The organism is Mitsuaria sp. RG (genome assembly GCF_028369275.1).
In the GTDB taxonomy this organism is placed as follows: domain Bacteria; phylum Pseudomonadota; class Gammaproteobacteria; order Pseudomonadales; family Pseudomonadaceae; genus Aquipseudomonas; species Aquipseudomonas peradeniyensis.
Window position 1 is genome coordinate 1 of sequence record NZ_JAQMYQ010000054.1, and the last position, 19,724, is coordinate 19,724.

The following is a 19,724-nucleotide window of genomic DNA, read 5'->3' on the forward strand; positions in this document are numbered from 1 at the left end:
GGTTGCGAAGCAGCCCCAGCAATTTCAGATCCCTGGGGCCGCTTTGCGGCCCTTTAGCGGCACAAGGCCGCTCCTACACGGGCCGCGCTAGCCGCAATATTTACCTGATCGTGACATTTCTGCGCTTGACCTCGAGCATGGATGATAAGCATTATCATTCACCCGAAAAGCGACCAGGTTTCCCCGTGAGTCAGTCCCGGTTCAACTCAGTGTTCCTCAACCAGCGCCTCACCCTGCTGCGCACCTTGCAGCGCATGGTGGGCAACCCCAGCACCGCCGAGGACCTGCTGCAGGAAACCTACCTGCGGGTCACCCGCGCCCTGGGCGAGCGGCCGATCGAACACCTCGAGCCCTTCGTTTTCCAGACCGCCCGCAACCTGGCCCTGGACCACCTGCGCGCACGTCGGGTGCAGGCGCGCACGCTGGTGGACGATGTACCCGAACAGGTCCTGCACAATGTCGCCGCCCCCGCGGCCAGCAGCGAGGACGCCGCCCACGCCGAGCAACTGCTCAAGCACCTGAGCGTCAGCCTCGGCCAGCTCAGCGAGCGCCAGCAGCGCATCTTCATCCTCAGCCGGCTGCACGGCGCCAGCTACCTGGAAATCGCCGAGCAGCTGAAGGTCTCGGCCAGCACGGTGCAGAAGGAGCTGAAACTGATCATGGCCATCTGCATGGGCGTGGCCGATCGTCACCAGTGATGTGACCGCTCGCCGCTGACCCGCGCAAAGCCCTTGCCATGGACCGGGTCTGCACTGATCATGCGCAAAAAAAGCCCCTCGCAAGGATCCCCCGTGACCGACCGCCCCACGCCTCGCCCGTCACCCGCCGAGCCTGATGCCCGCGCCCGTGCCCGCGAGGAGGCGCTGGACTGGTTGATCCGCCTGCAGTGCGCCAGCGAAGACGATACCCGCGCCTTCGAGCACTGGCTGGGGGCCGAGCCGGAGAACGCTGAGGCCTATGTCGAGGCCGAAGCGCTGTGGAACGGCGCCTCGCTGCGCCAGGCCGCCGGCCAGCTGCAGCACAGCCGCAAGCGCTCGCTCGCCGGGCGCCTGCGCAGCCACTGGAAGCCGCTGGCCACCGCTGCCGTGCTGCTGGTCGGGCTGTTCACCTTCGGCAACCTGCCGGTGCGCCTGCAGGCCGACCACCTGACTGTGGTCGGCGAGCGACAGCGCCTGGAGTTGGACCCGGGTGCCAAGGTGCTGCTCAATACCAATTCGGCCTTCGCCAGCGACGAGCGCGAAGGCCGCAAGGTCGCCCGCCTGCTTCAGGGCGAGGCGTACTTCCAGGTATCCAACACCAGCCAGCCGCCCCTGGAAGTCCAGGCCGGCCCGCTGCGCGCCAGCGTGCGCGACACCGACTTCGCCGTGCGCTACCTCGATGGCGAGGCCCAGGTGCGGGTGCAACGCGGCGATGTCGACCTGCAGGCCGCGAGCGACCAGCGCATCCGCCTGAGCGCCGGCGACAGCATCAGCGTCGGCCCCAAGGGCTTCGGCCAGCGCCAGCGCCCCGACATGAGCAAGGACCTGGCCTGGATCGAAGGCCGCCTGGTGTTCGAGAACTGCCCGCTGAGCCAGGTGCTCGCCGAAGTCCGCCGCTACTACCCGGGCTTTATCATCAACCGCAACGCTCACCTGGAGCAGGTCGCGGTCACCGGCAACTACCGCCTCGACCAGCCGCTGGAAACCCTGCGCGCCCTCGCCCATATCACCTCGGCGCAACTGCACGAGTACCCAGCCGTGGTGATTCTCAACTGACCCGGTAAGTTTTTTTACGCGATCGCCCTGCCTCGCCCGTCTCGTTATAGCCAATACGATTGATTCTCGTTCGAAAACGAGAACAAGCACCGCCTATAACTCACGCGCGACAGGGAGCGCTTTCAATGCCCACAGGTCAGACCCGCCCGTCCACTTCTACCCGCCGTCGCGGGCAATTGTCCCTGCTGACCCTGGCCCTGCTCGCCAGCGGCGCCTGCAGCCTGCCGGCGCTGGCCGTGGAACCAGCCCAGGCGAGCAGCCCGCGCATGGGCGACTACCGCTTCGCCATCACCCAGCAGCCGCTGGTCGAGGCCATCAACGCCTTCAGCAAGGTGACCGGCTGGCAGGTCGGCTTCAGCGCCGAGCTGGCCGACGGCGTGGCCTCGCCGGGCGTGCAGGGCTCGCTGCCCCCGGAGATGGCGCTGCAACGCCTGCTGCGCGGCACCGGCCTGGGCTACCGCAAGATCGGCAACGGCAACGTGGTGCTCGAGCGCCAGTCCGCCGGCAACACCATCGCCCTGCAACAGGTGACCGTCAGCGCCACCCGCAGCGCCCAGGATGTCAGCCAGGTACCGAGCACCGTCAGCGTGCAGACCCGTGAGCAACTGGACCGGCAGAACGTCAACGACATCAAGCAACTGGTGCGCTACGAACCCGGTGTATCGGTGTCCGGCACCGGCCAGCGCAGCGGCCTGAACGGCTACAACATCCGCGGTATCGATGGCGACCGGGTGCTGACCCAGGTGGACGGCGTGTCGATTCCCGACAGCTTCTTCAACGGCCCCTACGCCCAGACCCAGCGCAACTATGTCGACCCCGAGATCGTCAAGCGCGTGGAGATCCTGCGCGGCCCGGCCTCCGTGCTGTACGGCAGCAACGCCATTGGCGGCGCGGTGAGCTACTACACCCTCGACCCGGAAGACATCATCAAGCCAGGCAAGGATGTCGGCGCACGCCTGAAGACCGGCTACAGCTCCGCCGACGAAAGCTGGCTGACCTCGGCCACCGTAGCGGGCCGCCAGGGTGACTTCGACGGCCTGCTGCACCTGAGCCAGCGCAATGGCCACGAGACCGAGTCCTATGGCGGGCATGGCGGTGCCGGCATCAACCGGACCAAAGCCAACCCCGAAGACGTTCGCACCACCAACGTGCTGGCCAAGCTGGGCTGGAACTACGCCGACGACGCGCGGTTCGGGCTGACCTACGAGCACTACAAGGATGATCGCGACCAGAACATCCTCAGCGCAGTGGGCGGACCGTTCAACGGCGGCTCGCCCCTGGGCATGTACCGCAGCCGCACCGGCAACGATACCGTCACCCGCGAGCGTTTCGGCATCAATCATGAATTCGGCCTGGATTCGCTGGTCGCCGACCACGTCAAGTGGAGCCTGAACTACCAGATCGCCAAGACCGACCAGGCAACCTCGGAAATCTACTTCCCGTTCAGCCGCACGGTGCTGCGCGAACGCGACACCACCTACAAGGACCGCCAATGGGTGCTTGATGCCCAGCTGGACAAGGCGTTCCGCATCGGTGAAACCGACCACCTGCTCACTTACGGCACCACGCTCAAGCACGAAAAGATCACCGGCCTGCGCACCGGCAAGGGCACCTGCCTGGTGGTGGGCGGCGCCTGCCGATTCATCGGCCAGATCAGCCCGGCCGACACCCCGGCACCGGTCAGCGACTTCCCGGATCCGACCGTCAACACCTACAGCCTGTTCGCCCAGGACGAGATCCGCTGGAACAACTGGACCTTCCTGCCGGGCGCTCGCTACGACTACACCCGCATCGATCCGAAGATGACCGCCGAATACCTGCGCGGTGTGCAGAGCACCAGCCCCACCGGGCAAAGCCGTCTGAACGACGACGACAAGAAATGGCACCGCGTATCGCCAAAGCTGGGCGTGACCTATGCCTTCAACGACAACTACACCTGGTACGGGCAGTACGCCGAAGGTTTCCGCACGCCGAGCGCCAAGGCGATCTGGGGACGCTTCGAAAACCTCGCCGGCGGCTATGTGGTCGAGCCTAACCCGGGGCTGGAGCCGGAGAAGAGCAAGAGCTACGAAACCGGCCTGCGTGGCAACTTCGACGCCGGCAACTTCGATGTCGCGGTGTTCTACAACAAGTACCGCGATTTCATCAACGAAGAGGCCGTGCAGTCGACCAACCTGGGGACCTCCTTCCAGGCCAACAACATCAAGCACGCCACCATCAAGGGCGCCGAAGTCAAGGGCCGCCTCAACCTGGACCGCTTCGGCGCGCCTGAAGGCCTGTACACCGTCGGCTCCATCGCCTATGCCTACGGGCGCAACGACGACACCGGCCAACCGCTGAACAGCGTCAACCCGCTGACCGGCGTGTTCGGCCTGGGCTACGAGCAGATCGACTATGGCACCCAGCTCAGCTGGACCGTGGTCAAGCGCAAGAACCGCGTGGACGATACCAAGTTCTTCGCCCCCGACGGTTCCAGCTCGAACTTCCGCACGCCCGGCTACGGCGTGCTGGACCTGACCGGCTTCTACCGGATCACCGACGACCTGACCATCAACGGCGGCGTGTACAACCTGGCCGACAAGAAGTACTGGCAGTGGGACGACGTGCGCAAGTACGCCATGGTCGGTGACCAGAACGGTGTGGGCGAAGCTGCCGTCACCCAGCCGGCCAACCTGGACCGCCTGACCGCGCCGGGGCGCAACTTCGCCATCAACCTGGTGTGGGATATCTGAGGCCTGGACCCAACACCGTCGCTGTTTTCTTCGCGGGTAAACCCGCTCCCACAGGTTCCGCGTCGCTCGCAAGACCTGTGGGAGCGGGTTTACCCGCGAATAGCAGCAAACACGTTTTGCGAATGATTTCACTTCGCAGGTGAGGTTTTTTTACTGTCCCGCGTCTTCCTTTTCGTCTTGTCACTAGACAGCCCCATTTTCCAAGGATGCCCCCATGACCGCCCCTTCCACCGAACGCGCCGCCCTGCGCTCCCAGCGCCTGAACCAGGTCACCCACGCCCCGCACACCGAGCTGGACGCCCTGGTCAAATCGCACAAGCCGTTCGACAGCCGTGAAAGCTTCGCCCGCTTCGTGGTTGCCCAGTACCTGTTCCAGTCCGAGCTGCAGGCGCTGTACACCGACCCGCAACTGATCGCCATCGTGCCCGACCTGGCCGCGCGCTGCCGCGCCGAGCAGGCCCGCCTGGACCTGGCCGACCTCGACACCGAAGTGCCCGCACCCTTCGCCGGCGCGCTGGGCAAGCCGAGCCTGGGCGAAGCGCTGGGCTGGATCTTCGTCTCCGAAGGCTCCAAACTGGGTGCCGCCTTCCTGATCAAGCGCGCCGTGGCCCTGGAGCTGTCCGAGACCTTCGGTGCCCGTCACCTGGGCGAACCGGCCGGTGGCCGCGCCGAAGGCTGGAAGCAGTTCACCCGCATCCTCGACAGCCTGGACCTGTCGCCCGAGGAAGACGCCGCCGCCGAGCGTGGCGCGGTCGCCGCCTTCGAGCGCTTCACCGAGCTGCTCAAGCATGCCTACGCCGCCGACGCCGCGCTGGCCTGAAACGCTTTACCCGGCCGCCCGCGGGCGGCCACACCGTTGCAGTGAGACCATGACCCGAATCGCCCGCTCGAAACTGTCCCGCCTGCTCTACGCGATCCTGGCCTATGTCAGCCTGGGCATTGGCCTGGTGGCCATCGTCATTCCCGGGCTGCCCACTACCGAATTCATCCTCCTCGCCGCCTGGGCCGCGACCCGCAGCTCGCCGCGCCTGTCCGCCTGGTTGGAGAACCACCGGCTGTTCGGCCCGATCCTCTACAACTGGCGCAACGGCAAGGTGATCCAGCGCCGCGCCAAGGTCAGCGCGACCATCAGCATGCTGCTGTGCGCCGGCCTGATGCTGACCGTGCTCGAACACCACTGGCCGGTGTTCCTCGCCATCGCCGGCATGACCCTGGGCAACCTGTGGATCTGGTCGCGCCCGGAACGTCCGACGCCACCAGGCGCCGTCGAACTGCAAGGTTGATTCATTTGCGCCACAGCGCCAAAGGACACCGCCGTTGAGTCGGCACCTGCAAGGTCAAAGGCTCAACAACCCCGAGTACAGGGCATACGCCGCCAGCCCCGCCCCCGCCAGCACCGCCGCGAAGATCAGTTTCTCCCACGCGCTGAACAGCACCTGCCCCTGCTCGCGCTTGGCCCGTGCGAACAGGATCACCCCGGGCGCATACAGCAGCGCCGACAGCAACACGTACTTGAGCCCACCGGCATACAGCAGCCAGACCGCGTACAGCAGCGCGACCGCCGCCACCAGCAGGTCCTTGCGCCGCAGCCCCGCCTGTCCCTGGTAGCCTTCGCCACGCCAGGCCAGCAGCACGGCGTAGGCCGCCGACCAGAAATACGGCACCAGGATCATCGACGACGCCAGGTAGATCAGGCTGGTGTAGGTCCCCGCCGAGAACAGCGTGATCAGCAGGAAGCCCTGGATCATCACATTGGTCAGCCATAGCGCGTTGGCCGGTACCTGGTTGGCGTTCTCCCGCGCCAGGAAGCGCGGCATGGTCTTGTCCCGGGCGGTGGCATAGAGGATCTCGGCGCACAGCAGCGCCCACGACAGCAATGCCCCCAGCAGCGACACCGCCAGGCCGATGCTGATCAACAGCGCCCCCCAGGGCCCGACGATATGCTCCAGCACCGAGGCCAGCGAGGGGTTCTGCAAGCCAGCCAGCTCCGGCTGGGTCATCACCCCCAGCGACAGCACGTTGACCAACACCAGCAGCGCCAGCACGCCGAGAAAACCGACCACGGTGGCCTTGCCCACGTCCGAGCGGTGCAGCGCCCGCCCCGAATAGACACTCGCGCCCTCGATACCGATAAACACGAACACTGTCACCAGCATCATGTTGCGCACCTGCTCCAGCACGCTGCCGAACTGCGGATTGCTCAGCCCCCAGATGTCGCGGGTGAAGATGTCGGCGCGAAAGGCGAAGGCGGCGATGACGATGAACATCAGCAGCGGCACGACCTTGGCCACGGTGGTCACCTGGTTGATGAAGGCGGCTTCCTTGATGCCGCGCAGCACCAGGAAATGCACCGCCCACAGCAGCAGCGAGGCGCAGCCGATGGCCACCGGCGTGTTGCCTTCGCCGAACACTGGAAAGTAAAAGCCGAGGGTGCTGAACAGCAGCACGAAGTAGCCGACGTTGCCCAGCCAGGCGCTGATCCAGTAGCCCCAAGCCGAGGAGAAACCCATGTAATCACCAAAGCCGGCCTTGGCGTAGGCATACACCCCGGAGTCCAGCTCCGGCTTGCGGTTAGCCAGGGTCTGGAACACGAAGGCCAGCGCCAGCATCCCCACCGCGGTGATGCCCCAGCCGATCAGCACCGCCCCGACATCGGCACGGGCGGCCATGTTCTGCGGCAACGAGAAGATCCCGCCACCGATCATCGAGCCGACCACCAGCGCGATCAGCGCCCCTAGACGCAGTTTCTGTCCCGGTTCGCTCATGGGGCTCCTCGTGCGCGGGCGCGCGTGAACGTATTGGCCGACATTATTGTTACAAGTTTTTTATCAAATAAAGCCATTAAACCTATAGCACTCATAACCATGTTGTCTATAGCGACACCTTAATAAAAATCACATTAGTCGACTACTTTGCGGATCGTCTAAACCCGTCGCTATTTGCTGTGAAAAATTTGCGAAAACCGCAAAACGGACTAACTTCTCAGTTCGCAGGCGAAACGGAGCGTTTGCTCTAGAAGGACATGGAGGTGCCAGCGCACAAGGCCTGCGTCAGAGCTGTCGGCATCCTCCAGGAGGCGCGTGAAGGATTTTTCTGATCTTCATGCGGGCATGAACTGATCTAAGTCAGCGAATGATCCAGGCGTCAGATTTATTCTGAGGTCAACTTTCTCCTGGTACGGAGTCGTTAAATGTCTGATTCTCCCGGAAAACTAAAACTAGGTGCACTTGTTGCACTTGTCGTCGGCTCGATGATCGGTGGCGGGATCTTCTCGTTGCCGCAGAACATGGCCGCCAGCGCCGGCGTCGGCGCCGTGCTGATCGGCTGGGCCATCACCGCGGTGGGCATGCTCACCCTCGCCTTCGTCTTCCAGACCCTGGCCAACCGCAAGCCAAACCTTGACGGCGGGGTATACGCCTACGCCAAGGCCGGCTTCGGCGACTACATGGGTTTCTCCTCGGCCTGGGGCTACTGGATCAGTGCCTGGCTGGGCAACGTCGGCTACTTCGTGCTGCTGTTCAGCACCTTGGGGTATTTCTTCCCGGTATTCGGTGAAGGCAACACTCCCGCGGCGGTGATCGGTGCTTCCGTTCTGCTGTGGGCGGTGCACTTCCTGGTGCTGCGCGGCATCAAGGAAGCCGCCTTCATCAACCTGGTCACCACCGTGGCCAAGGTCGTGCCGCTGGCGCTGTTCGCGCTGATCTGCCTGTTCGCCTTCAAGCTCGATGTGTTTACCGCGGACATCTGGGCCGTCGGCACGCCGGACCTGGGCAGCGTGATGAACCAGGTGCGCAACATGATGCTGGTCACCGTGTGGGTGTTCATCGGCATCGAAGGCGCGAGCATCTTCTCTTCCCGTGCGGAAAAACGCTCCGACGTCGGCAAGGCCACGGTCATCGGCTTCGTCACCGTGCTGCTGTTCCTGGTGCTGGTCAACGTGCTGTCGCTCGGCGTGATGACCCAACCGGAGCTGGCCAAGCTGCAGAACCCATCGATGGCCGCGGTGCTGGAACACGTGGTCGGCCACTGGGGCGCGGTGCTGATCAGCGTCGGCCTGATCATCTCGCTGCTGGGCGCCCTGCTGTCATGGGTGCTGCTGTGCGCCGAGATCATGTTCGCCGCCGCCAAGGACCACACCATGCCGGAGTTCCTGCGCCGCGAGAACGCCAACCATGTGCCGGCCAACGCCCTGTGGCTGACCAACGCCATGGTGCAGATCTTCCTGGTCATCACCCTGTTCTCCAACAGCACCTACCTGTCGCTGATCTACCTCGCCACCTCGATGATCCTGGTGCCTTACCTGTGGTCGGCGGCCTACGCCTTCCTGCTGGCCTGGCGCAACGAGACCTACGAACAGGCCCTGGCCGAACGCAAGAAAGACCTGATCATCGGCGGCATCGCCCTGCTCTACGCAATCTGGCTGCTGTACGCAGGCGGCGTGAAATACCTGCTGCTCTCGGCCCTGCTCTACGCCCCTGGCGCGATCCTGTTCGCCAAGGCCAAGCGCGAGGTCGGCCAACCGATCTTCACCAGCGTGGAAAAACTGATCTTCGCCGCCGTGGTCGCGGGCGCCCTGGTGGCGGCCTACGGCCTGTACGACGGTTTCCTGACTCTCTGAACCCCACGTCTTCGCTTTACAGGAGGATTCACCATGTCCACTGAGAAACAGAAATACGGCGTTCACTCCGAAGCCGGCAAACTGCGCAAAGTGATGGTCTGCAGCCCAGGCCTTGCGCACCAGCGCCTGACCCCGAGCAACTGCGACGAGTTGCTGTTCGATGACGTCATCTGGGTCAACCAGGCCAAGCGCGACCACTTCGACTTCGTCACCAAGATGCGCGAGCGCGGCATCGAAGTGCTGGAAATGCACAATCTGCTGACCGAGACCATCCAGAATCCCGAAGCACTGAAGTGGATTCTCGATCGCAAGATCACCGACGACACTGTCGGTATCGGCCTGAAAAACGAAGTGCGCAGCTGGCTCGAAGGCCTCGAGCCGCGCAAGTTGGCCGAGTTCCTGATCGGCGGCGTGGCAGGTGAAGACCTGCCCGACAGCGAAGGCGCGAGCGTGATCAAGATGTATCGCGATTACCTCGGCCACTCCAGTTTCCTGCTCGACCCGCTGCCCAATACCCAGTTCACCCGTGACACCACTTGCTGGATTTACGGTGGCGTTACCCTCAACCCGATGTACTGGCCGGCGCGACGCCAAGAGACTCTGTTGACCAGCGCCATCTACAAGTTCCACCCCGAATTTACCAATGCCGACTTTGAAGTCTGGTACGGCGACCCGGACAAGGACCACGGCAAAGCTACCCTTGAAGGCGGCGATGTGATGCCGATCGGCAATGGTGTCGTGCTGATCGGCATGGGAGAGCGCAGCTCGCGCCAGGCCATCGGCCAACTGGCGCAATCGCTGTTCGCCAAGGGTGCGGTAGAGAAGGTGGTGGTCGCCGGGCTGCCGAAGTCCCGCGCAGCGATGCACCTGGACACCGTGTTCAGCTTCTGCGACCGCGATCTGGTCACCATCTTCCCCGAAGTGGTCAAGGAAATCGTGCCGTTCGTGATCCGTCCTGATAGCAGCAAGCCTTATGGCATGGATGTGCGCCGCGAGAACAAATCATTCATCGAGGTGGTCGCCGAATCGCTCAACCTCAAGAAATTGCGCGTGGTAGAGACCGGCGGCAACAGCTTCGCCGCCGAACGCGAACAATGGGATGACGGCAACAACGTGGTGGCCGTGGAACCCGGCGTGGTCATTGGCTACGACCGCAACACCTACACCAACACCCTGCTGCGCAAGGCCGGGATCGAGGTCATCACCATCAGCGCCGGCGAGCTGGGCCGGGGCCGCGGCGGCGGCCACTGCATGACCTGCCCGATCGTGCGCGACCCTATCGACTACTAACGCCCATCGAAACCGGCCGCGCCCACGAGGCAGCGGCCGGGCACCTCACCGAATCCAAGGAGAACCGTCATGGCGTTCAATATCCACAACCGCAACCTGCTCAGCCTCGAACACCACAGCACCCGCGAACTGCGCTACCTGCTGGACCTTTCCCGCGACCTCAAGCGCGCCAAGTACACCGGCACCGAGCAGCAGCACCTGAAGGGCAACAACATCGCCCTGATCTTCGAGAAGACCTCGACCCGCACCCGCTGCGCCTTCGAAGTCGCCGCCTACGACCAGGGCGCCAACGTCACCTACATCGACCCCAACTCTTCGCAGATCGGCCACAAGGAGAGCATGAAGGACACTGCCCGCGTGCTCGGGCGCATGTACGACGCCATCGAGTACCGTGGCTTCAAGCAGGAGATCGTCGAGGAACTGGCCAAGTTCGCCGGCGTGCCGGTGTTCAACGGCCTGACCGACGAATACCACCCGACCCAGATGATCGCCGACGTGCTGACCATGCGCGAGCACAGCGACAAGCCGCTGCACGACATCAGCTACGCCTACCTGGGCGACGCCCGCAACAACATGGGCAACTCGCTGCTGCTGATCGGCGCCAAACTCGGCATGGACGTGCGCATCGCCGCGCCCAAGGCCCTGTGGCCCCATGACGACCTGGTCGAGCGCTGCCACAAGTACGCCGAGGAAAGCGGCGCGCGCATCACCCTGACCGAAGACCCGAAAGCCGCGGTCAAGGGCGTGGACTTCGTCCACACCGACGTCTGGGTGTCGATGGGCGAGCCGATCGAAGCCTGGGGCGAGCGCATCAAACAGCTCAAGCCCTATCAGGTGAACAAGGAACTGATGAAGGCCACCGGCAACCCACGCACCAAGTTCATGCACTGCCTGCCGGCGTTCCACAACTCCGAGACCAAGGTCGGCAAGCAGATCGCCGAGCAGTACCCGGACCTGGCCAACGGCATCGAAGTGACCGATGACGTGTTCGAGTCGCCGGCGTGCATCGCCTTCGAGCAGGCGGAGAATCGCATGCACACGATCAAGGCGATCCTGGTGTCGACCCTGGCTGACCTCTAAGGCCATCCTCGATCCCTGTGGGAGCGGGTTCACCCGCGAAAGGGCCAGCCCAGACGACATCGCTGGCCCTGCTGACGCATTCGCGGGTAAACCCGCTCCCACAGGATCGTCACTCCCCGTTTAAAGGACATTCCCCATGCGTATCGTTGTTGCATTGGGCGGCAACGCCCTGCTGCGCCGCGGCGAACCGATGACCGCCGACAACCAGCGCGCCAATATCCGCACCGCCACCGAGCAGATCGCCAAGATCCACCCCGGCAACGAACTGGTCATCGCCCACGGCAACGGCCCGCAGGTCGGCCTGCTGTCGCTGCAGGGGCTGTCGTACAAGCCGGATGAAGCCTATCCGCTGGACGTGCTCGGCGCCGAGACCGAAGGCATGATCGGCTACATGATCGAACAGGAGCTGGGCAACCTGCTGGCCTTCGAGGTGCCGTTCGCCACCCTGCTCACCCAGGTGGAAGTGGACGCCAACGACCCGGCGTTCAAGGACCCGACCAAGTTCATCGGCCCGGTCTACGCCAAGGACGAGGCCGAACGCCTGGCCAAGGAAAAAGGCTGGGTGGTCAAGCCCGACGGCGACAAGTACCGCCGCGTGGTGGCCAGCCCGAAACCCAAGCGCATCTTCGAGATCCGCCCGATCAAGTGGCTGCTGGAGAAGAGCAGCATCGTGATCTGCGCCGGCGGCGGCGGCATCCCCACCATGTATGACGAGAACCGCAAGCTCAAGGGCATCGAGGCGGTGATCGACAAGGACCTGTGCTCGGCGCTGCTCGCCGAACAACTGGAAGCCGACCTGCTGATCATCGCCACCGACGTCGACGCGGCGTACATTGATTTCGGTAAACCGACGAAAAAAGCCATCGCCCAGGCTCATCCGGACGAGCTCGAAAAACTGGGCTTTGCCGCCGGCTCCATGGGGCCGAAGGTCCAGGCCGCCTGCGACTTTGCGCGCAACACCGGCAAGGTGGCGGTGATCAGCTCGCTGGAGAACATCGAGGACATCGTCAAGGGCACCGCCGGCACGCGGGTTTCCACCGCCAAGCCCGGTATCAGCTACCGTTGAATGCAGTTGGCGGGTGCCTGGCACCCGCCGTTTTCAACCTTCCGGAGGACTCGCCATGGCCCAGTATCAACCTGGTCACGTGCATATCGAGCGCACCGCGCTGAACACCAACGACCACAGCTACGACCTGTGCATCGACTACGAGGCCGTGTCGGACCCGAGTGAAGGCCGCGGCATCCAGTTCCGCATGCATGGCAAGATCGAAGGCAAGGCGGTGGACGAAAAGTTCTTCCTGGCCAAGGACCAGGTGCTGCCGAGCTTTCTGATGCAGTTGAGCCGCAAGGCCCAGTCGTTCCTGCCGCCACCGAAGAAGTTCGAGAACCTCGGTTCGCCGCACAAGCTGTATGACTACATGTTCGAAGACATTCGCACCAAGCTGGATGTGAAATCGGGTGACCCGATCAAGCCAGAGCATCTGGAGTGATCCTCGGGGCCGCTGCGCGGCCCTTTCGCGGCACAAGGCCGCTCCTACAGGGATCGAACGCACCTGTAGGAGCGGCCTTGTGCCGCGAAAGGGCTGCGCAGCAGCCCCGGCAATAGTGGGCTAGAACGACATCGCAAGGCATACTGACGCCCATCCCGGCCAAAGCCTCGCTCATCATGCGCATCCACGTCAGCTTCATCGACCGCGTCGGCATCACCCAGGAAGTCCTGGCCCTGCTCGGTGCCCGCAACCTCAACCTCGATGCCGTGGAGATGGTCCCGCCGAACGTCTACATCGATGCCCCGACCCTGAGCCCCGCCGTGCTCGAAGAGCTGCACGACGCCCTGTTCGAGGTGCGCGGCGTACAGTCGGTGCAAGTGGTCGACATCCTCCCCGGCCAGCGCCGCCACCTGCAACTCGACGCCCTGCTCGCCGCCATGAGCGACCCGGTGCTGGCGGTGGACAGCGCAGGCAAGGTGCTGCTGGCCAACCCGGCGCTGATCGCCCTGTGCGGGCGCGAGTCAGCCGGGCGCTCGGTGGGCGAGCTGTTCGGCGATCCCGACCTGCTCCAGGCCCTGCTGGACAACAACTTCCACCTGCCCATGCGCGAGATGCAGCTCAACGGCCAGAGCCTGCTGCTCGACGCCACGCCGATCACCCACGCCGGCGGCCTGCTGACCCTGTACCCGCCCAACCGCATGGGTGAGCGCCTGTCGGCCCTGCACCACGACCATGCCGAAGGTTTCGACGCCATGCTCGGCGACTCCCCGGCCATCCGTACCCTCAAGGCCCGCGCCCTGCGCGTGGCCACCCTCGACGCACCGCTGCTGGTGCACGGCGAGACCGGTACCGGAAAGGAACTGGTGGCCCGCGCCTGCCATGCCATAAGCAGCCGCCATGCCGCACCGTTCCTGGCGCTCAACTGCGCGGCGCTGCCCGAGAGCCTGGCCGAGAGCGAACTGTTCGGCTATGCCCCCGGCGCTTTCACCGGCGCGCAACGTGGCGGCAAGCCCGGGCTGATGGAACTGGCCAACCAGGGCACGGTGTTCCTCGACGAGATCGGCGAAATGTCGCCGTACCTGCAGGCCAAACTGCTGCGTTTTCTGAGCGATGGCAGCTTCCGCCGGGTAGGCGGCGACCGCGAGGTGAAAGTGGACGTGCGCATCATCAGCGCCACCCACCGCGACCTTGAGCGCATGGTCGGCGAAGGCACTTTCCGCGAAGACCTGTTCTACCGCCTCAACGTGCTCAACCTGCAGGTCCCGCCGCTGCGCGATCGCGGCCAGGACATCCTGTCGCTGGCGCAGTTCTTCATGCAGCAGGCCTGCACCCAGATCCAGCGTCCAGCCTGCCGGCTGGCGCCTGCCACGCATCCGGCACTGCTGGCCAATCCCTGGCCGGGCAACGTGCGCCAGCTACAGAACGTGATCTTCCGCGCCGCGGCCATCTGTGAAAGCAACCTGGTGGATATCGATGACCTGGACATCGCTGGCACCTCGGTGGCACGCGGGCAGGATGGCGAGGTGGCCAGCCTGGAACAGGCGGTGGGGGATTTCGAGCGCGAACTGTTGCAGCGCCTGTATGCCAGCTACCCCTCGACCCGGCAGTTGGCCGGACGCTTGCAGACTTCGCACACGGCCATCGCCCAGCGCTTGCGCAAGTACGGAATTCCAACCCGAGGTTGACTCAGGCTACACCAACCGTATCGATTTCATTACATCGTATCGATATCGATACACATCCATTTGCATGCGCCTTTGCAAGGGTTTGATCCTGCAACGCTTTTGAATCCCTGCCCATCTGTATCGATTTCGTTCCAGATGAGTGACAGAAAACTTACAGAATATAATTAACTTATTGATTAATAAGGATTTTTATTATCTGGCCGCATTATTGCTAAGGGAATTCCAACCTTAAGAGCGCGGAGCCTACCGCGCCCAACGCCCCCTGCTTCCCGAGGAATTCCCATGAGCGAGTTGCGTTTCACCGAAGATCACGAATGGCTGCGCGTCGAAGCCGACGGCAGCGTCACCGTAGGCATCACCGCCTACGCCCAGAACGCCCTCGGCGACGTGGTCTATGTGCAACTGCCGGAACTGCAGCAGTACGACAAGGGCGCCGAAGCCTCCACCGTGGAATCGGTAAAGGCCGCCAGTGGCGTGTACATGCCGCTGACCGGTGAAGTGGTCGCGGTCAACGATGGCCTGAACGACAGCCCCGAGCTGGTCAACGAGGACCCGCTGGGCGAAGGCTGGTTCTTCCGCTTCATCCCCGCCGACATGAGCCAAGTGGCCGCCCTGCTCGACCAGGCCGCCTACGACCGCCTGCTCAAAGCCAACGACGACGCCTGAGGTACCGCACCATGACCATCAACCTCGGCACCGCCAACGAATTCATCGCCCGTCACATCGGCCCGCGCGCCGCTGACGAGCAGGCCATGCTCACCACCCTGGGCTTCGACTCGCTGGAGGCGATGACCGCTGCGGTCATCCCCGACAGCATCAAGGGCACCAGCGTGCTCGGCAGCGAAGACGGCCAGAGCGAGGCCGACGCCCTCGCCGCGCTGAAAGCCATCGCCGGCAAAAACCAGCTGTTCAAGAGCTACATCGGCCAGGGCTACTACAACACCCACACCCCGGCGCCGATCCTGCGCAACCTGCTGGAAAACCCGGCCTGGTACACCGCCTACACCCCGTACCAGCCCGAGATCTCCCAAGGCCGCCTGGAAGCGCTGCTGAACTTCCAGACCCTGATCAGCGACCTCAGCGGCCTGCCGATCGCCAACGCCTCCCTGCTCGACGAGGCCACCGCCGCCGCCGAAGCCATGACCTTCTGCAAGCGCCTGTCGAAGAACAAGGCCAGCCATGCCTTCTTCGCCTCCGCGCACTGCCACCCGCAGACCCTCGACGTGCTGCGCACCCGTGCCGAGCCGCTGGGCATCGAGGTGGTGGTGGGCGACGAGCGTGAACTGGGCGATGTCAGCGCCTTCTTCGGCGCTCTGCTGCAGTACCCGGCCAGCAACGGTGACGTGTTCGACTACCGCGAAGTGGTGCAGCGCTTCCACGCCGCAGGCGCCCTGGTGGCCGTGGCCGCCGACCTGCTGGCCCTGACCCTGCTCACCCCGCCGGGCGAATTCGACGCCGACGTGGCCATCGGCAGCGCCCAGCGCTTCGGTGTGCCGCTGGGCTTCGGTGGCCCGCACGCGGCCTACTTCGCCACCCGCGACGCGTTCAAGCGCGACATGCCGGGGCGCCTGGTCGGCGTATCGATCGACCGCTTCGGCAAAAGCGCCCTGCGCCTGGCCATGCAGACCCGCGAACAGCACATCCGCCGCGAGAAGGCCACCAGCAATATCTGCACCGCCCAGGTGCTGCTGGCCAACATCGCCAGCATGTACGCCGTGTACCACGGCCCGGCCGGCCTCAAGCGCATCGCCGAGCGTACCCACGCACTGACCGCGATCCTGGCCACCGGCCTGACCAAACTGGGCGTGAAAGTGGTCACCGGCGACTTCTTCGATACCCTGACCCTGGCCACCGGCAGCGCTACCAGCGCCTTGCACGACAAGGCCCGCGCCCAGGGCATCAACCTGCGCCAGGTCGACGCCGCCCATCTGGGTCTGTCGCTGGACGAAACCAGCAGCCAGGCCGATGTCGAGGCCTTGTGGCAGCTGTTCGCCGACGGCCAGGCCACCCCGGACCTCGCCGCCCTGGCCAACACTGTCGCCGTGCGCCTGCCGGCTGGCCTGCTGCGCCAGTCGGCCATTCTCGAGCACCCGGTGTTCAACCGCTATCACAGCGAAACCGAGCTGATGCGCTACCTGCGCCGCCTGGCCGACAAGGACCTGGCGCTGGACCGCAGCATGATCCCGCTGGGCTCGTGCACCATGAAGCTCAACGCCGCCAGCGAGATGATCCCGGTGACCTGGGCCGAGTTCGGCAACCTGCACCCGTTCGCCCCGGCCGAGCAGAGCCAGGGCTACCTGCAGATGACCACCGAGCTGGAGGCCATGCTCTGCGCCGCCACCGGCTATGACGCCGTATCGCTGCAGCCCAACGCCGGTTCCCAGGGCGAGTACGCAGGCCTCCTGGCGATCCGTGCCTACCACCGCAGCCGTGGCGACAGCCACCGCGACATCTGCCTGATCCCGTCCTCGGCCCACGGCACCAACCCCGCCACCGCGCACATGGCCGGCATGCGCGTGGTGGTCACCGCCTGCGACGCCCGCGGCAACGTCGACATCGACGACCTGCGCGCCAAGGCCATCGAGCACCGCGAGCGCCTGGCGGCGATCATGATCACCTACCCGTCGACCCACGGCGTGTTCGAGGAAGCCATCGGCGAGATCTGCGCGATCATCCACGACAATGGCGGCCAGGTGTACATCGATGGCGCCAACATGAACGCCATGGTCGGCCTGTGCGCACCGGGCAAGTTCGGCGGCGACGTCTCGCACCTGAACCTGCACAAGACCTTCTGCATCCCCCACGGCGGTGGCGGCCCGGGCGTCGGCCCGATCGGCGTCAAGTCGCACCTGGCGCCGTTCCTGCCCGGCCACGCGACGCTGGAGAACACCACGGGCGCCGTGTGCGCCGCGCCGTTCGGCAGCGCCAGCATCCTGCCGATCACCTGGATGTACATTCGAATGATGGGTGGCGCCGGCCTCAAGCGCGCCTCGCAGATGGCGATCCTCAACGCCAACTACATCGCCCGTCGCCTGGAAGAGCACTATCCTGTGCTGTACACCGGCAGCAACGGCCTGGTGGCGCATGAGTGCATCCTCGACCTGCGTCCGCTCAAGGACACCAGCGGCATCAGCGTCGACGACGTGGCCAAGCGCCTGATCGACTTCGGCTTCCACGCCCCGACCATGTCCTTCCCGGTGGCCGGCACGCTGATGATCGAACCGACCGAAAGCGAGTCCAAAGAGGAACTGGACCGCTTCTGCAACGCGATGATCCAGATCCGCGAGGAGATTCGCGCCGTCGAGAACGGCAGCCTGGACAAGGACGACAACCCGCTGAAGAACGCCCCGCACACCGCGGCGGAGCTGGCCGGCGAATGGACCCACGGCTACAGCCGCGAGCAGGCGGTGTACCCGCTGCCGAGCCTGGTGGAAGGCAAGTACTGGCCGCCGGTGGGCCGGGTCGACAACGTGTTCGGCGACCGCAACCTGGTCTGCGCCTGCCCGTCGATCGAGAGCTATCAGGACGTTTGATAGCTCTTCCATGTAGGAGTGAGCCTGTGGGAGCAGGCTTTGTGGGAGCGGGCTTGCCCCGCGATTTGCGGTATCGGCCCTATCGCGGGGCAAGCCCGCTCCCACGCAGTCCACGCCCGCGCATGCCGACTCACCCAGGAGGTTGCACCATGTCCCTGAGCGTCTTCGACCTGTTCAAGATCGGCATCGGCCCCTCCAGCTCGCACACGGTCGGCCCGATGCGCGCCGCCGCGCGCTTCGCCGAAGGCCTGCGCCGTGACGGCCTGCTGGCCGGCACGGTCAGCATCAAGGCCGAGCTGTACGGCTCGCTCGGCGCCACCGGCAAGGGCCACGGCAGCGACAAGGCCGTGTTGCTGGGCCTGGAGGGCGAGCACCCGGACACCGTCGACACCGAAACCATCCCCGCCCGCCTGCAGGCGATCCGCGACAGCGGCCGCCTGCGCCTGCTCGGCGAGCACGAAATCGCCTTCGTCGAGAAGCAGCACCTTGCGATGATCCGCAAGCCGCTGGAATACCACCCCAACGGCATGATCTTTCGCGCCTTCGACGCCGCCGGCCTGCAGATCCGCAGTCGCGAGTACTACTCGGTGGGTGGCGGCTTCGTGGTCGACGAAGAAGCCGCGGGCCACGACCGCATCGTCGAGGACAGCACCGTGCTGGCCTATCCGTTCAAGACCGGCCAGCAATTGCTGGCCCATTGCACCACCGAGCAGCTGTCGTTCAGCCAGGTGATGCTGGCCAACGAAGCCGCCTGGCGTCCGGAGGCCGAGACCCGCGCCGGCCTGCTGCGCATCTGGCAGGTGATGCAGGACTGCGTCGAGGCGGGTTGCAGGCATGAGGGCATCCTGCCCGGCGGGCTCAAGGTCAAGCGCCGCGCACCGGCGCTGTACCGCCAGCTCAGCCGTCATCCAGAGGCCAGCCTGCGCGATGCGCTGTCGGTACTCGACTGGGTCAACCTCTACGCCCTGGCAGTGAACGAGGAAAACGCCTACGGCGGGCGCGTGGTCACCGCGCCGACCAACGGCGCCGCCGGCATCGTCCCGGCGGTGTTGCACTACTACATGCGCTTCGTCCCCGGTGCCAATGAAGACGGCGTGGTGCGCTTCCTGCTCACTGCAGCGGCAATCGGCATCCTCTACAAGGAAAACGCTTCGATCTCCGGTGCCGAGGTCGGCTGCCAGGGCGAGGTCGGCGTGGCCTGCTCGATGGCCGCCGGCGCCCTATGCGAAGTGATGGGCGGCAGCCCGCAGCAGGTGGAAAACGCCGCCGAGATCGGCATGGAACACAACCTGGGCCTGACCTGCGACCCCATCGGCGGGCTGGTCCAGGTGCCTTGCATCGAGCGCAACGCCATGGGCTCGGTGAAGGCGATCAACGCGGTGCGCATGGCCCTGCGCGGCGACGGGCAGCATTACGTCTCCCTCGACAAGGTCATCCGCACCATGCGTCAGACCGGCGCCGACATGAAAAGCAAATACAAGGAGACCGCCCGCGGCGGTCTGGCCGTCAACATCATTGAATGTTGACCCGAACAAAAAACGA

General features: G+C 64.8%; 15 protein-coding genes. 14 read left to right on the plus strand and 1 reads right to left on the minus strand.

The window, feature by feature from the left end; all coding sequences use genetic code 11:
• Positions 1–185 precede the first annotated feature (185 nt).
• From POF53_RS22660 to POF53_RS22680, 5 genes are all read left to right on the plus strand, one after another.
• Positions 186–698: an RNA polymerase sigma factor gene (locus tag POF53_RS22660; protein ID WP_498969536.1), complete on the plus strand. Its 513-nt coding sequence runs from the start codon at positions 186–188 to the stop codon at positions 696–698.
• Positions 699–791: 93 nt separating this feature from the next.
• Positions 792–1,754 carry a FecR family protein gene (locus POF53_RS22665; RefSeq protein WP_203650917.1) on the plus strand — a complete coding sequence of 321 codons (963 nt, stop codon included), beginning with the start codon at positions 792–794 and terminating at the stop codon, positions 1,752–1,754.
• 125 nt (positions 1,755–1,879) lie between these two features.
• Positions 1,880–4,486 carry a TonB-dependent receptor gene (locus POF53_RS22670; protein WP_498969539.1) on the plus strand — a complete coding sequence of 869 codons (2,607 nt, stop codon included), beginning with the start codon at positions 1,880–1,882 and terminating at the stop codon, positions 4,484–4,486.
• A 214-nt stretch (positions 4,487–4,700) separates the two neighbouring features.
• A complete protein-coding gene (locus POF53_RS22675) occupies positions 4,701–5,306 on the plus strand; it encodes a biliverdin-producing heme oxygenase (protein ID WP_062360424.1) in 606 nt (201 codons plus the stop codon).
• A gap of 49 nt (positions 5,307–5,355) precedes the next feature.
• Complete coding sequence (locus POF53_RS22680; protein ID WP_028691980.1) at positions 5,356–5,769, plus strand: YbaN family protein; 414 nt, start codon at positions 5,356–5,358, stop codon at positions 5,767–5,769.
• 54 nt (positions 5,770–5,823) lie between these two features.
• Here POF53_RS22680 and arcD (POF53_RS22685) read toward each other — a convergent pair whose 3' ends face one another.
• Positions 5,824–7,251, minus strand: coding sequence for an arginine-ornithine antiporter (gene arcD / locus POF53_RS22685; RefSeq protein ID WP_254464736.1), 1,428 nt, complete (start codon positions 7,249–7,251; stop codon positions 5,824–5,826).
• A gap of 425 nt (positions 7,252–7,676) precedes the next feature.
• Here arcD (POF53_RS22685) and arcD (POF53_RS22690) point away from each other — a divergent pair, with 425 nt between their 5' ends.
• From arcD (POF53_RS22690) to POF53_RS22730, 9 genes are all read left to right on the plus strand, one after another.
• The gene (gene arcD, locus POF53_RS22690) at positions 7,677–9,104 is read left to right on the plus strand and encodes an arginine-ornithine antiporter (protein WP_203650898.1); all 1,428 of its coding nucleotides are present in this window, start codon (positions 7,677–7,679) and stop codon (positions 9,102–9,104) included.
• Between the two features lie 33 nt (positions 9,105–9,137).
• Positions 9,138–10,394 (plus strand): arginine deiminase, encoded by a 1,257-nt coding sequence (gene arcA, locus POF53_RS22695; RefSeq protein WP_498969542.1) that lies wholly within the window; start codon positions 9,138–9,140, stop codon positions 10,392–10,394.
• A 69-nt stretch (positions 10,395–10,463) separates the two neighbouring features.
• Positions 10,464–11,474 carry an ornithine carbamoyltransferase gene (locus tag POF53_RS22700; RefSeq protein ID WP_110738301.1) on the plus strand — a complete coding sequence of 337 codons (1,011 nt, stop codon included), beginning with the start codon at positions 10,464–10,466 and terminating at the stop codon, positions 11,472–11,474.
• 136 nt (positions 11,475–11,610) lie between these two features.
• The gene (gene arcC, locus POF53_RS22705) at positions 11,611–12,540 is read left to right on the plus strand and encodes a carbamate kinase (RefSeq protein ID WP_203650896.1); all 930 of its coding nucleotides are present in this window, start codon (positions 11,611–11,613) and stop codon (positions 12,538–12,540) included.
• Positions 12,541–12,595: 55 nt separating this feature from the next.
• Complete coding sequence (locus POF53_RS22710; RefSeq protein WP_203650888.1) at positions 12,596–12,964, plus strand: DUF5064 family protein; 369 nt, start codon at positions 12,596–12,598, stop codon at positions 12,962–12,964.
• A gap of 176 nt (positions 12,965–13,140) precedes the next feature.
• Positions 13,141–14,649, plus strand: a complete 1,509-nt coding sequence (gcsR, locus tag POF53_RS22715; RefSeq protein WP_203650885.1) for a transcriptional regulator GcsR — start codon at positions 13,141–13,143, stop codon at positions 14,647–14,649.
• A 282-nt stretch (positions 14,650–14,931) separates the two neighbouring features.
• Complete coding sequence (gcvH, locus tag POF53_RS22720; RefSeq protein ID WP_203650883.1) at positions 14,932–15,315, plus strand: glycine cleavage system protein GcvH; 384 nt, start codon at positions 14,932–14,934, stop codon at positions 15,313–15,315.
• A gap of 11 nt (positions 15,316–15,326) precedes the next feature.
• Complete coding sequence (gene gcvP, locus POF53_RS22725) at positions 15,327–18,182, plus strand: aminomethyl-transferring glycine dehydrogenase (protein WP_498969546.1); 2,856 nt, start codon at positions 15,327–15,329, stop codon at positions 18,180–18,182.
• 149 nt (positions 18,183–18,331) lie between these two features.
• Positions 18,332–19,708, plus strand: a complete 1,377-nt coding sequence (locus POF53_RS22730) for an L-serine ammonia-lyase (RefSeq protein WP_498969548.1) — start codon at positions 18,332–18,334, stop codon at positions 19,706–19,708.
• Positions 19,709–19,724: the final 16 nt, after the last annotated feature.